The 13,573-nt window shown below is 63.9% G+C and carries 10 protein-coding genes; 2 read left to right on the top strand and 8 right to left on the bottom strand.

Features of this window, described 5'->3' with window-relative positions; translation table 11 throughout:
• The gene (locus tag FHW92_RS02465; protein ID WP_246869870.1) at positions 1-1,572 is read left to right on the top strand and encodes a sulfatase-like hydrolase/transferase; all 1,572 of its coding nucleotides are present in this window, start codon (positions 1-3) and stop codon (positions 1,570-1,572) included.
• 49 nt (positions 1,573-1,621) lie between these two features.
• On the opposite strand, the gene FHW92_RS02460 is transcribed toward FHW92_RS02465, so the two are convergent.
• The 8 genes from FHW92_RS02460 to FHW92_RS02425 form a co-directional block, all read right to left on the bottom strand.
• Positions 1,622-2,806, bottom strand: a complete 1,185-nt coding sequence (locus FHW92_RS02460) for an MFS transporter (RefSeq protein WP_246869869.1) — start codon at positions 2,804-2,806, stop codon at positions 1,622-1,624.
• Positions 2,803-3,939 (bottom strand): alkene reductase, encoded by a 1,137-nt coding sequence (locus FHW92_RS02455; protein ID WP_168601616.1) that lies wholly within the window; start codon positions 3,937-3,939, stop codon positions 2,803-2,805. The genes FHW92_RS02460 and FHW92_RS02455 overlap by 4 nt, the downstream gene beginning before the upstream one ends.
• A 128-nt stretch (positions 3,940-4,067) precedes the next feature.
• On the bottom strand, positions 4,068-5,075 hold the full coding sequence (locus tag FHW92_RS02450) for a LysR family transcriptional regulator (protein WP_246869868.1): 1,008 nt from the start codon (positions 5,073-5,075) through the stop codon (positions 4,068-4,070).
• Between the two features lie 18 nt (positions 5,076-5,093).
• A complete protein-coding gene (locus tag FHW92_RS02445) occupies positions 5,094-6,239 on the bottom strand; it encodes a PepSY-associated TM helix domain-containing protein (RefSeq protein ID WP_168601615.1) in 1,146 nt (381 codons plus the stop codon).
• 29 nt (positions 6,240-6,268) lie between these two features.
• Complete coding sequence (locus FHW92_RS02440; protein WP_168601614.1) at positions 6,269-8,488, bottom strand: TonB-dependent receptor; 2,220 nt, start codon at positions 8,486-8,488, stop codon at positions 6,269-6,271.
• 292 nt (positions 8,489-8,780) lie between these two features.
• The gene (locus tag FHW92_RS02435; RefSeq protein WP_210428338.1) at positions 8,781-10,139 is read right to left on the bottom strand and encodes a 2-hydroxycarboxylate transporter family protein; all 1,359 of its coding nucleotides are present in this window, start codon (positions 10,137-10,139) and stop codon (positions 8,781-8,783) included.
• A 145-nt stretch (positions 10,140-10,284) separates the two neighbouring features.
• Positions 10,285-11,685, bottom strand: coding sequence for a sensor histidine kinase (locus FHW92_RS02430; RefSeq protein WP_168601613.1), 1,401 nt, complete (start codon positions 11,683-11,685; stop codon positions 10,285-10,287).
• Entirely contained in the window at positions 11,682-12,350 is a 669-nt protein-coding gene (locus FHW92_RS02425; RefSeq protein ID WP_168601612.1) for a response regulator transcription factor, read from the bottom strand. The genes FHW92_RS02430 and FHW92_RS02425 overlap by 4 nt, the downstream gene beginning before the upstream one ends.
• Before the next feature lie 68 nt (positions 12,351-12,418).
• Between FHW92_RS02425 and FHW92_RS02420 the strand changes: the two genes are divergently transcribed.
• Positions 12,419-13,561 (top strand): ABC transporter substrate-binding protein, encoded by a 1,143-nt coding sequence (locus FHW92_RS02420; RefSeq protein ID WP_168601611.1) that lies wholly within the window; start codon positions 12,419-12,421, stop codon positions 13,559-13,561.
• Positions 13,562-13,573: the final 12 nt, after the last annotated feature.

Raw genomic sequence — 13,573 nt, 5'->3', positions numbered from 1 at the left:
ATGTCTGACCCAATACGCAAATCCATCCATCTGGGGCGCAGGGATGTGCTGGGCGGCGTGGCCGGGGGGCTGGCCGGGGCGATGTTCGGCCCGGCGCTGGCCGCGCCAAGGGACGGCGCGCGGCGGCCCAACATGATCCTGTTCTTCATGGATGAATGCCGCGCCGACGCGCTGGGCTCCTATGGCAATCCTGTGTGCAAAACGCCCAATCTGGATGCCTTTGCCCGGCAGGGCACGCGCTTTGCCGATTGCCATGTCCAGCATCCGGTATGCGGCGCGTCACGGTGCAGCCTGCTGACGGGCCTGCCGGTGTCGAACACCGGCCATCGCAGCCTCTATTACTTCCTGCGCCGCGACGAACCCAATCTGTTCCGCTATCTCAAGGATAGCGGCTATGACACGTTCTGGCTGGGCAAGAATGACGCGCTGGCGCCCGAGAGCTTTCCGCTCAGCCTGACCGAATGGCATGGCGAGGTGAACACATGGGCGCGTGCGGGAGGGCGTGGTCCTGCCTTCGATATGGGCAAGCCCAACCTGATGCTGATCAACGCCAAGGTCGATCCCAAGGCCACTTCGGACTATCTGCTGATCCAGCAGGCGATCCGCATCCTTGAGCGGGGCGAGCAGGACAAACCCTTCTGCCTGTTCATCGCCCTCAATCAGCCGCATCCGCCCTATCTGGCGCCACAGGGCTTCCACGATCTCTACAAGCCGGAAAGCCTGCCGCCGCTGGCCCCGCCCGGATTGGCCCAAAAGCCGATGTTTCATGAGGCGGTGCGCAAGGCCTATCACCTCGATCAGGCCACCGATGCCGATTTCCGCCAGATCCGCGCCACCTATTATGGTCAGGTCAGCTATGCCGACTGGCTGTTCGGCCAATTGATGGAGGCGATGGAGCGCACCGGACGGGCAAAGGACACGATGGTCATCGCCGCCTCGGATCATGGCGATTATGCGGGCGATTACGGCATGGTCGAAAAATGGCCGGGCGGACTGGAGGGCAATCTGACCCATGTCCCGTTGATGATCCGCATGCCCGGCGGAGCGCAGGGCCATGTGGTGCCCGAAATGGTCGAACTCTATGACGTGATGGCCACGATGCTGGAAGCAGGCCATGTGCAGGCCCGGCATACCCATTTCGCCCGCAGCCTGATGCCCCAGATCATGGGCGCGGCGGGCGACCCCACCCGCGCCGCCTATACCGAGGCGGGCTATGACACGTTCGAGCCGCAGGCCTTTGAACCGGCGATGGAAGGGCCCGCCAATCTCTATACCGCCAAGCACGACCTGCAGGTGGGCCAGCCCGCCACCGTCCGTCGCGCCGCCGCCGTAACCACCCAGACCCACAAATTCGTGGCGCGTCCGGGCGGGCAGTACGAACTCTATGACCGCAAGCGCGACCCGCTTGAACTGCGCAACCTGATCGATGATCCCAAACTGGCCAAGGTCCGCAACGCCATGGCCGACAATCTGATGGGCCATTACATCTCGACCACCGGCGTGCCGCCGATCGAACGGGACGGGCGCGAAACACCGCCCTATTATGTCATGCCCCAATTCGAAAAGCGGTGATCATTCCATATATGCCTTCAGGCGTGGCCGGGTCTCCCCCCGGCCGCCTTTAGCGGGACAGGCGCGCGCCAGCGGGGGAACGCCTTGAAGCCACCATATGGAGAAAGAAGGCCACGGCGGCCAGGGCGCTGCCCAGCAGACAAACGGCCTGCCACGCCATCATCTGCCATGCGGTGATGGCCAGAGCCGATCCCCCGGCACCGCCCAGAAACATGCCGCCCATGAACAGTGTGTTGAGCCGGGCGCGGGCATCTGGCCGGAGCGCATAGATGATATGTTGGTGAGAAATCAGCGCCCCCTGCACGGCAAGGTCGAGCACGATGCAGCCCAGCGCCAATCCGGCGATGCCAAGGGGCAGACCGGCGATCGCCAGTCCGACGATGGTCAGCAAAGTACCCGCAACAATGGCCGCACCCGGCCCGCGCCTGTCGGCCAAGTGGCCCGCCAGAGGCGCGGCCAGCACCCCTGCGGCGCCCACGATACCGAACAGCCCCGCCACCGACGGACCATAGCCCATCTGCTGAACCTGCAAGGCCAGCGTGCTCCAAAAGGCGCTGAAGGCGGCGAAAAGCAGCCCCTGGGTGAGCGTTGCGCGACGCAGGACCGGCAGGTCACGCCAAAGATGCCACAAGGAGGCGATCAGACCGGGATAGGAGAGGCCCCGGTCCGGCTGGGACACAGGCAATTTGACCCGCGACAGCCCGGCGGCAAACAGGGCCAAAGGCACGCCCAGCCAGAACATGCTGCGCCACCCGGATTGCTGCGCCACAAAACCGGCCAGCGTGCGGCTGAGCAAAATGCCCAGCAGCAGCCCGGCCATCACCTTGCCGATCACAGCGCCGCGCTGGGCGGGCGGGGCCACATGGGCGGCCATCGGCACAATCTGCTGCGCCACCGTGGCAAAGGCCCCCACCAGCAGCGACCCCAGCAACAGCGCCGCCCCCGTCGGGGCGAGAGCCGCAAGGCCCAGCGCCACCGAAAGGACCACGAACTGACCCACGATCAACCGCCTGCGCTCCAGCAGATCGCCAAGCGGCACCAGCAGAAACAGGCCCAGAGCATAGCCAAGCTGCGTCACCGTGGGCACAAAACCGGCGGCGGCCCCCGGCAGGGCGCGCTGGATCAGGCCCAGCATCGGCTGATTATAGTAGATGTTGGCCACGGCCAGACCCGTGGCGGCGGCCATGCTGAAGGTCAGGCCGGGAGGCATGGCCCGAGGGGGCGTGGCGGTCATGACACCACCTCTTGTGCGGCCAGTTCGGCCAAAGTGGGATAATCGGTGTAGCCACGGGCGTCGCCGCCATAAAAGGTTGCCGGGTCGGCCTCGTTAAGCGGGGCATCGGCCAGCAACCGCGCGGGAAGGTCGGGATTGGCAATAAACGAGCGGCCAAAGGCGATCAGATCGCCGCGCCCATCGGAAAGCGCCTTTTCCGCGTTCCACCTTGTATAGCCGCCCGCCAGAATGATCGGGCCTGAAAAACGAGCGCGGATGTCCCGCATCAGGGCCTGCGCGCGCGGATCGGGCTCGGCGGCAATTTCGCGCCCGTTCACCACCGGCTCCACCAGATGGAGATAGGCAAGATGGCGCTGATCCAGTTCGCCGACCACATGCTGAAACAGCGCCTCGGGATTGGCCTCGTCCATGCCGAAAGCTTTGCCCATGGGCGCCAGACGCACCCCTACCCGCTCGCTGCCGATGGCGGCGGAAACCGCATCGACCACTTCGAGCAGCAGCCTTGCCCGGTTTTCCGGCGAGCCGCCATAGCGGTCGGTGCGCCAGTTGCTCGCGCTGTTGAGGAACTGGTCGAGCAGATAGCCGTTGGCCGCGTGCAGTTCCACGCCATCCAGCCCGGCGGCCATCGCGTTGCGGGCGGCCTGAACATAATCGGCGATGATCATCTGAATGCCCGCGATGCTCAATTCCTGCGGTTCGGGCACATCGACGAAAGTACCCTTGCCGTCCGGGCCGGGAATGAAGGCCTTGGCCGGCACCGGCATGATCGTGGGGGCAACAGGGCGCGCCCCGCCCGGCTGAAACACGCCATGCGATATGCGTCCGACATGCCAAAGCTGCATCACGATGCGCCCGCCCTCCTGATGCACGGCCTCGGCCACCTTGGCCCAGCCTTCGATCTGGGCGGGCGTGTGAATGCCGGGGGTCCAGGCATAGCCCTGGCCCTGCTGGGAAATCTGGGTGCCTTCGGTGATAATCAGCGCGGCCGAGGCGCGCTGGCGGTAATAGTCAATGGCCAACGGCGAAGGCACATTGCCCGGCGCCGCGCGCGAGCGGGTGAGCGGCGCCATGACGATCCGGCTGGGCAGATCGAGCGCGCCAATACGGGTGGGGGTAAAGAGCAGATCGTTCATCAACAGGGCTTTCCGTTGGGACGGGGCCGTTGGGGTCGCGTCCGGGGTTGGTGCCTGTGATGTGCACCTGTTCGCAGACTTTGATAATCAGGCCATTTCGGCGAACATCTTTGCACAGGACGCAAAGATCAAAGCGCCCGGTCCCAATAGGGCGGCGCACCAAAGCGTTCGGCCAGAAAATCGACGAAGGCGCGAACCTTGGGCGATTCCTTGCGATCGGGCAGATAAAGGGCGTGGATGCCGCCATCGGGCAGAGCGGTCGCGCCCGGTCGACTGATATCCGCCTGCCAGTCTGTCAGCACCGGCTGCAACATGCCTTGCGCAATCTCTTCGCCCACCAGCCATGTGGGCAGCATGACCAGCCCGAAACCGGCCAGCGCGGCCTCTTTCAGGGCCTCGGCCTGATTGGCGCGCAGCGGGCCTTTGACCCGGACCTGTTCGGCGCGCTGGCCCTGACTGAACCGCCAGAGCCTTTCGCCATCGGCAAAGGCGAATGTCAGGCAGGCATGGGTGCCGATATCCTGCGGCGCGGCGGGAGCGCCATGCTGCGCCAGATAGGCCGGGCTGGCGCAGACGATGCGGCGGTGGGGCGCCAATCGCCGCGCGATCAGGCTGGAGGAATCCAGCGCGCCCAGCCGCACCGCAACGTCGATCCGCTGCTCCACCAGATTGACCAAAGCATCGCTCATCACCAGATCCAGCTCGATCAGCGGATATTCCGCCATGAAGCGCGGCAGAAAGGGCGTGATGTGCATCCGGGCAAAGGAGGCCGGCAGGCTGACCCGCAAACGGCCGCGCGGCGGGCCTTCTCGCTCGCGGATGCGGCTGTTGGCCTCGTCCAGTTCGGCCAGCAGGCGGGTGGCGCGCGGGTAATAGCTCTCCCCTGCCGCGGTCAGCGAGACATTGCGCGTGGAGCGGTTGAGCAGGCTGACCCCGAGAGAGGATTCCAGCGCATCGACATGGCGGGTGAAGGAGGACGGCGCCTGTCCGGCCCGCCGCGCAGCGGGCGCAAAACCGCCCTCCTCCACCACAGCCACGAAGGCGCGCAGGGCTGCAAACATATCCATGGCATCGTCATAGCCGGTGAGCGGAAAAAGCCAAGCGAAGGTGGGGGTTGCGCCAAAGATCGGACGCAAGCCCCCTGCACCTCCCGTTCAGGCCATCCGCTCGGACCGGGCGACAGCGGGTTTGCGAGCCTTCTTGGCCGGGGTTTGCAAATAGGACATCACGCCGGTCACGCCCATGAACACCGCCCCGGCGCAGCCAAGGAACAGGATGATCTGGCCCGGCAATCCGCCCACCAGCCCGTTGTGCAGCGCCAGCATCCAGTAATAGAGCCGATAGGTGAAGGCGGCGCTGTCATAGGGGCGGGTCTTGATGATCGCGCCGTCGGCAGGGTCGGCATAGATCATGCTGCGGGCCTGCGCATGGGGGGCATTGCCGTCGATCGCGTAGATTTCCAGCGGTTCGCCCGGTTTGTGGGCCACATGGAACAGCACTTCGCTGGGCTGATGGGTCTTGGCCATGATCCCGGCCCATGTGGCGTCAATCACCGCATCGCTGGCCGGAATCCATTTCGCCTTGCCCTCGCCCGCCGCCATTTTGGGCGCGGCCGTTTTCGGGGCGCCGGGCAGGCGGACATGCTCCTTGCCGATCATCGCTTTCTGCAAGGGCTCAAAGGCGATCGGAATGCCGGTGATCGCGCTGAGGAACAGCGGCGCCACCGCCCATGCGCCCACCGTGCGGTGCAGGCCCAGCGTATAGGCCTTGCCCTTGGCGCGATTGTCGATGGTCAGCGCCTGTTTGAACGTGCGCGGCCCGCGCGGCCACCACAGATAGATGCCCAGCCCCGCCAGCATCAACACGCAGGTCAGCGCGCCGATGCCCATGATGATGCCGCCGATCTCCTTGATCCATGCGCCCTTGTGCAGCCATTCGGTGAAGCCGAAAAAGCCGTCATATCGGCTTTGCTGCGCCACGATCGAGCCGTTGCAGGCGTTGAAATAATAGGTTTCCTTGTCAAAGAAGCGGACCGCCGTGGGCAGGCCGCTGCCCAGCTTCACGCGCAGGTAATCGACCTTGGACTGGGGATGGGCCTGTTGGGCGGTCTGCGCCATCCGGCTGAGCGCGACCGGGGCTGCGCAATTCTGCCCCGCGCCCATGCCGGGATAGACCATCCCTTCCAACTGGGTGCGAAAGGCAAGCCCCAGCCCGGTAAAGGCGGAAAAGATCAGAATCAGGCCCAGCGTCAAACCGCTCCAGCGGTGCACGGGGATCCATGTGCGTCGTGTCAGTTTCACAGCCAATTCTCCCGAATGTTGCGGCGCATTCAGAGCTTGAAGCTCAGATTGGCCATGATCGTGCGCGGCGTGCCGGGAATGACATTGACCATGCCCGAAACGACATTGCCGCTGGCGTAATAATATTGATCGAACAGGTTGTTGACCTTGAGCGTGCCCTGCAGATGCTCATTGAACGTGTAATAGACGCCCAGATCGACCACCGTATAGGACGGCACGGTAAAGGGCGTGGGCAAGGCGGCCGTGGGCGTATAGGCGATGCGCGCGCCGGTATAGGAATAGCCGATACCCAGCCCCAGATTCTTGAGCGCGCCCGCGCTGAAATCATAGCGCGACCACAGATGCACCGCGTCTTCGGGCGCATTGGGCATGGCGCCGCCAGGGATCGGGCCGCTGGCAGGATCATTGTTCTGCGTCACCCGAGCCAGCGTATGCGCCCAGCCCCCGATCAGCGACCAGCCCGGCAGCGGCCTTGCGGTGAATTCCAGCTCGATGCCGCGCGAACGGGCCGCGCCGATCTGTTGCGAACACGAACCGGTCGAGCAGGCCGTCGATGTCGAAGGCACGATGATGTTGGTCTGGTCGATGCGGAACAAGGCCAGTGTGGCCGTCAACAGGCCATGGCCCAGTTCGGTCTTGGCGCCCACTTCATAGCCGGTGCCGCGGGTGGGCTTGAAGTTGAAATTGCCGTTCACGTCCTGCGTCCCGCCCGGCACCGGCGAGAAGGAGGTGCTGTAGCTGGCATAGAACGAGAGATGCTTCGTCGGCTGATAGATCAGACCGGCCTGCGGCAGAACGGCCGAATTGCTGACCTGCGTGTCGCCCGGAACCGGCGGGGCCTGGAGCAGGTTGGCATATTGCGTCTGATTGGCCGTGGCATAACGCAGGCCCAGCGTGGTTTTCAACTGGGGCAGCCAGGTGATGAGGTCCGAAATATAGGCCCCCTTGTCCACATTGATGCCATAGCTGCGGCTGCGGTTCTTGGGGCTGAGCGCGCCGGCGCCGAAATAGGACAGCGGCGGGATACCCGAAAAATCGGGGTGCTGGACCGAGATCGTATATTGCGCGCTCGTCGGGTTGCAGGTCGCATCGGCATTGGGCTTGTCGGGCGAATTGATCTGGCAATATTGCAGGCGGGTGAAATCATCCACCTCCTTGCCGATACTGGCGCCCACGATCAGGCGGTGATTGATCGGCCCGGTATCGCCCTTGATCGTCAGATAGGTGTCGGCAAAGGCATAGCTGCGGTAATTGTGCTGGCCGCGCGCCCGCAGGTCCAGCGTCGAGAAGGTGGTGTCCTTCTTGTTATAGCCGGTGACGTCAAAGGCGCTGGCCGTGTCGATATGGTCCACATTGCGCAGCGCCACAGTCCATTTCACCGCCTGACCGAAATTATGGGTAAAAGTGAGCGATTCCGTCAGCCCTTCCTCGCGCAGATTGTCGGTGGGCGAGCTGTAATTGGTGTTATACGGCGCCAGCCAGCCCACACTGGTCCCGCCCGCCAGCGAGGGGGCCAGCAGATAGACATTGGCATAGCTGGTCTTGACCTTGCGATATTCGACCTGAAGCATCAGCGATGAGGAAGCGCCGATATGCCATGTCAGGCTGGGCGCCAGATAGAGGCCGCGCTCATACTGGCGGTCGCGGAAATAATTGTCGGTGCTGCCCTGCGCCACAAAGCGATAGAGCAAGGCACCATCGCCGCTCAGCGCGCCGGTGCTGTCAAGCGCCAAATCGCCGCCCTGCACCCGCGAGGCCCGCGAGGAACCGCCCACCGTGCCGCGCGCCGAAATTTCGGTGGAGGCGATGGCCGAGGGCTTCTTGGTGATCATGTTGACAAAGCCGCCCGGCTGCACCGAGCCATAGAGCAGCGAGGCCGCACCCTTGACCACCTCGACATGTTCGGTGCCCACCGTGGGCGGCGAGCCAAAACGCACCGACAGGCCGGGCAGGCCGTCGACCATCACCGTGTTGCGGTCATTGGCCGTGGTGGAAAATCCGCGCAGGGTGATGTCATAGCCGGTCGAACCCGCCTTTTGCAGACCGGTCATATAGCGATAGAGATCAGCGACCTGCGTGGTCTGAACGGCCTTCATGAAATCGCCGGTGTAGGCCGAGACCGAAAAAGGCGTTTCCAGCGTCGAGACATTCTGCTTGGTCGCGCTGGCCGCGCCGCTGGCGATGAAACGGCCGGTGACGATGATTTCCGGGGCGGTCGGCTTGCCGCTGTCGGGCGCGGTCTGAGCCATGGCCGCAGACGGCATGAGAAATGCTGTCACGGGCAACAGGGATGCGCCCAGAAGCAAGCCGCGAAGTGCTGATTTCATAATTCCCCTCCATAAATTTTTGCTTGTTTTTATAGGAACCGACTCTTTTGAGCGCACCCCGCCTGCGCTGCCCCGGTCGGTTTCATTCCCGGCATGACTTTTGTTTCAAATAGCTTTTTCAGTCATTTGCCGGACTATGAGCAAAGTATATGCATTTTTGCTGACATGGTCCTGTCAATCAGGGCGCTGCATAAAATATCTTTAACTGCGCTCATCAAACATGCCACCACACAAACAGCGCAAGCGCCACGGTCACCGTCAGCGCGCCGCCAATTCTGGTGGCCACCTGGGCAAAGGGCATCAGCACCATCCGGTCGCAGGCCGAAAGGATCGCCACATCGCCCGTACCGCCCTGACTGGCGCGACAGGCGGTGATGATCCCGGCCTCGACGGGAAACAGGCCGACCATGCGCCCGGTGAAAAATCCGGTCGCCGTCAGCGTCACGACCGTGACGACAATGGTGGTGATCGTGGGCAGGTTGAAGGCGCTGACCAGTTTGTCCCAGGGCGTTTTGGCAACGCCAATGGCAAACAGCAGCGGATAGGTGACGATCTGGGCAAAGAACTGGTAATTGCGATAGGCGGCGGCCTCCATCATGGGCGTGGCCAAACGCAGCAGCTTGATCAGCACCGCGAGGCCAAGCATCGTGACCGGGCCGGGAAAGCGCGTGACATCCTGAATCAGCTCGCCCACCAGATAGAGCGTCATTGCCAGCACCAGCGCCCCGCCGATCCCCTGCAAATCGGCCACCGGAAGCGGCTTGCCCGCCTCGCCCATATCATGCGCGCCCGGTTGCAGAATGCCGCGCCCCGTCAGATGGGGCCGACGCTTGCCGATCAGGTTCAGTCCGCCCGCCAGCACGATCGCCGTCAGGCTGCCAAACATCACGGCGGGCAGGATTTCAGCCAGATATTCGCCCTGCGGATGGCTGGAAAAGGCCGAATAGCCGATGGACAGCGGGATCGCGCCCTCGCCCACGCCGCCCGCCAGCACCGGGAAAACCACCATGAAGATCGTATGCCGCAGGCCCAGCCCCAGCATCGTGCCGGTCATCGTGCCCACGGCAAAAGCGGCCAGTGATCCGGCCAGAATAGGCGCGAGAATCTTGAGAAAACCCCGGATCAGCATCACCCGATCCATGCCCAGAATACTGCCCACAATGATCGAGCCGATGAAGAGATAGAGAAAGTTGCTCTGATCGGTGAAGGTGGTTATCGCGCCGGTCAGGGAAGCGGGCAAAACCCCCAGACGCACCAGCAGCGAGGGCACGAAAGTGGCCAGAATGGCCGCCGCCCCGACACGGCGCAGCAGCGGCAGGCGCCTGCCGATTTCGGCGCAGGCAAAGCCCCCCGCCGCCAGAACCGGGATCATCATGGTAATGTCGGTGGGTACCTTGCCCAAGGCGACAAAGGCCGCCACGCAGCCCAGCAGCATCAAGCCGACCGGAACCGGGACGATGCCGATCCGCCAATCCATGGCCCGCCACCACAATTCGCGCAGCCCCCCCCCCTGCGCCGCCTTTCCATCAGGCAGGCTGGGTGGCTCCAGAACTTGCGGCATGGCGTTGGTCATTCAATCTCTCCACACAGGCGTGATGGAAAGGCGCAGAAGCGTTCGGAAAACGGGGGGAACACAAATGCGCCATTCGCCACAAGCGGCCCTTGGACGGACCGGCTATCTTGTGGCCACCCTAGCGCAAATTGCTGACATCACCCTGTCAAGCGGGTGGAAAGCCGATTCTGGCGCGCAAGCCCACGCCACCCCGGCCCGAATCCAGCGCGATTCGAGCATCCAGCACGGCCGAAAGCCGGGCCGCAATCGGCAGGCCCAGCCCGCTGCCCGGCTTGTCAGCGTCGCGGTCCAGACGGGCAAAACGGGTAAAGACCTTGGCCCGGTCGGCCTCGGGAATGCCCGGCCCCTGATCCTCGATCGAGACCCAGACCAACTCGTGATCGGGCTCGACCGAAACGGTGATGGCGCCGCGCGGGCGATTGTAACGTATGGCATTGTCGATCAGATTGGCCAGCAATTCACCCGCCAGAACGGGATTGGTCATGACCTGCGGATCGCCATCGGCGCCGAGAAAATCGAGATCCATATCGGCATTCACCGCGCGCGGGGCCAGTTGCGCAAAAATATCGGCCACCAGCCGGTTGATGCCTACCGCCTCGCGGGCGATGGGGACCGATTGGGCATTGTCCGCGCGCGCCAGCGCCAGCAATTGCACCAGCAGCCGTTCGAGCCGCTCGCCCGCATCGGCAATATCCTCGATCGAGCGGCGCGTATCGGGCGCGTTGGCATCGCCATCGCGCAGCAGTGCGATATGCGTGCGCAAAATGGACAGCGGCGTGCGCATCTGATGCGAGGCATCGGCGGTAAAGCGGCGCATGTTCTGAAACGATGCGTCCAGCCTTTCGAGCATCCGGTTGAAGGCGCGCCCCAGATCGCGCATTTCCTGCGGCAGATCACTGACCGGCAAAGGGGTCATGTCCAGCGTCGCGCGATTGTCCATCTCGCGCCCCAGCGCCACAATGGGCTTCATCCCCCAGCGCACCACCATGGGCAACAGCACCGCCGCGCAGCCAACCAGAATAACTTCGAGCATGACAAGACCGCGCTGCAGACGCTGCGTAACATGTTCGCGGGCGCCCAGCGTTTCGGCCACCACCACCACCACCGGATCGGCAATATGGGGCAGACGGTGGCCCTCTGCGATGATGCGCACCGGCATGCCGCGATAGACGCCCTGGCCAAAAACCACCTGCTTGTCCGGCACGCCATGGGGCGCAATCTCGGGCAGGCCGGTATAGCCGGTGACGACCTCGGCGCCGCGCCGGACGCTGTAATAGACATTGTCGCGGGCATTGTCCTCCAGCATCCCGAAAATGGCGGGCGAGAGGTCCAGTGTGATCTGGCCGTTTTCCACGCCCAGAGATTCGGCAATGGCGTGGGCCGCCGCGCTCAGGATACGGTCATTGACCGTTTCGACCGCCGCCTTGATGACCCATGTCCCCCCCACCGCCAGCAACAGCGCCAGCACCGCCATGGGCGCCACAATCCCGCCCAGAAACCGCCGGGTCAGCGACTTTTCGGCATGATGCAGGCCCAAACGGATCATCGCGCCACAAGCATGTAGCCCAACCCGCGAATAGTGCGGATTTCCGGGCCATCGGGTTCAAATTTGCGGCGCAGGCGCCCCACATAGACCTCGACCGCATTGGTGGCGACCGGTTCGTCATAGCCAAACACCTCGGCGGTCAGCCGGTCCTTGGACACGACCTTGCCGACATGGGCGACCAGCCGTTCGAGCACCGCCCATTCGCGCCGACGCAGCGGAATATCGGTTTCGCCCAGCATGACGCGGGTGCTGGTATGATCCACCGTCAGCGCGCCGATCCGGACCACCGAACTGGCCACGCCTTGACTGCGGCGCAGCAGGGCGCGGATGCGCGCGGTCAATTCGCTGGGGTCGAAGGGTTTGAGCAGATAGTCATCCGCGCCCAGATCCAGCCCCTTCACGCGATCCTCGATCGCATCGCGCGCGCTCAGGATCAGCACGGGCGTGCGGTTGCCCTCGCGCCGCAACTGTTCCAGCACAGCCAGTCCCGACATATCGGGCAGGCCCAGATCCAGCGTGATCAGCGTATATGGCTCATCGCGCGCGCAAAGCAGCGCCGTTTCGCCATCGCGCGCCACATCCACCGCATAGCCGATGCTGCGCAGCGTGGCGCCAAGGCCGCGGCTCAGGGCTTCATCATCCTCAACCAGCAGAATGCGCGTCATTATGTTCTCCCTTCATTGACGCTGGCCCCTTCTATGCCCCAAGAAAGGCGCCAGACCAAAGAACAATCATGGGCCAGAGGACCATCGACATGAACGGGCGGGGCGCGCCACGACATCCATCGGCACCATGCAGGGTGTGGATCTGTGCGCTTGCGGCTTTGGCGCTGGTGGGCGGATGTTCGCCGCGCTCGGCCGAGCCTGTTCCTCCCGGCTATCCCGACAGCTATGGCGCGATTGTTGCCGCCGCCGAAAAGGAAGGCGGGGTTGTTGTCTGGTCCTCGGTCGATCATGACAAGGCGGCGCGGCTGCTGGCAGATTTCCGCTCGATGTATCCGCTTGTCCGGCTGACCTACAAGGAACTGCCGGCGCAGGAGCTTGACCGCCAATTCCACGCCGCCGCCGACCATCATCAGCAAAGCGCCGACATCCTCTGGTCCTCGGCCATGGATCTCCAGATCAAACTGGTCAATGACGGCTATTCGGCGCGCTACACTTCGCCCGAAAAGCCTGCCGTGCCCGATTGGGCAAACTGGAAGGATGAGGCATGGGGCATCACCGCCGAACCCATCGTCATGATCTACAACCGCCGCCTGCTGCCCGATGCGCAGGCGCCGCGCAATCATGCCCAGTTGACCGAAATGCTGGAGGCCAAACCGGCCCGGCTCGACGGCCGCATCGCCAGCTATGACGTCACCCGCTCGGCGGTCGGCTATCTCTATTTCACACAGGACCGTCAGGCATCGCCCGCCGTCTGGCAATTGATACGCGCCATGGGTGCCAATCACCTGCGCGGCTTTGCAACGGCCGAGGAAATCCTGCGCGATGTGGCCGCGGGCCATGCGCTGGTGGGCTATAATATCATCGGCTCCTATGCGCTCGAAGAATCGCTGCATGATCCCGACATCGGGGTCATTCTTCCCTCGGATTACACGCTGATCATGTCGCGCATCGTGATGATCCCCAAGGCAGCGGCCCATCCCAATGGCGCGCGGCTGTTTCTGGACTATCTGCTCAGCCCGCGCGGTCAGCAGCAGATCAAGGCCATGGGCATGGCGCCGGTGCGCGCCGATGTGGCGCCGCCTGCCGGGCTGGACACGGCAGGGCGCCCCACTCTGGCCATTGAAGTGGGGCCGCCGCTGCTGGCGGGGCAGGACCGGCTGACGCATGATTTGCTTATCAAACGCTGGCAAAGGACGCTGGCGGGGCCTTGATCAGCGGTGCCT

Origin of the sequence: Novosphingobium sp. SG707, assembly GCF_012275515.1 — a bacterium.
In the GTDB taxonomy this organism is placed as follows: Bacteria; Pseudomonadota; Alphaproteobacteria; order Sphingomonadales; family Sphingomonadaceae; genus Novosphingobium.
The sequence above is the reverse complement of the archived record's forward strand: the minus strand, read 5'-3'. Positions and strand labels throughout refer to the sequence as shown.

What these genes read in the sequence shown, in the direction of transcription:
- FHW92_RS02465 (WP_246869870.1), top strand. Translation starts at nt 1, where the DNA reads ATGTCTGACCCAATACGCAAATCCATCCATCTGGGGCGCAGGGATGTG.
- FHW92_RS02460 (WP_246869869.1), bottom strand. Translation starts at nt 2,806, where the DNA reads ATGACCGCCACGCCCCCTCGGGCCATGCCTCCCGGCCTGACCTTCAGC.
- FHW92_RS02455 (WP_168601616.1), bottom strand. Translation starts at nt 3,939, where the DNA reads ATGAACGATCTGCTCTTTACCCCCACCCGTATTGGCGCGCTCGATCTG.
- FHW92_RS02440 (WP_168601614.1), bottom strand. Translation starts at nt 8,488, where the DNA reads ATGGCTCAGACCGCGCCCGACAGCGGCAAGCCGACCGCCCCGGAAATC.
- FHW92_RS02435 (WP_210428338.1), bottom strand. Translation starts at nt 10,139, where the DNA reads ATGACCAACGCCATGCCGCAAGTTCTGGAGCCACCCAGCCTGCCTGAT.
- FHW92_RS02430 (WP_168601613.1), bottom strand. Translation starts at nt 11,685, where the DNA reads ATGATCCGTTTGGGCCTGCATCATGCCGAAAAGTCGCTGACCCGGCGG.
- FHW92_RS02425 (WP_168601612.1), bottom strand. Translation starts at nt 12,350, where the DNA reads ATGACGCGCATTCTGCTGGTTGAGGATGATGAAGCCCTGAGCCGCGGC.
- FHW92_RS02420 (WP_168601611.1), top strand. Translation starts at nt 12,419, where the DNA reads ATGGGCCAGAGGACCATCGACATGAACGGGCGGGGCGCGCCACGACAT.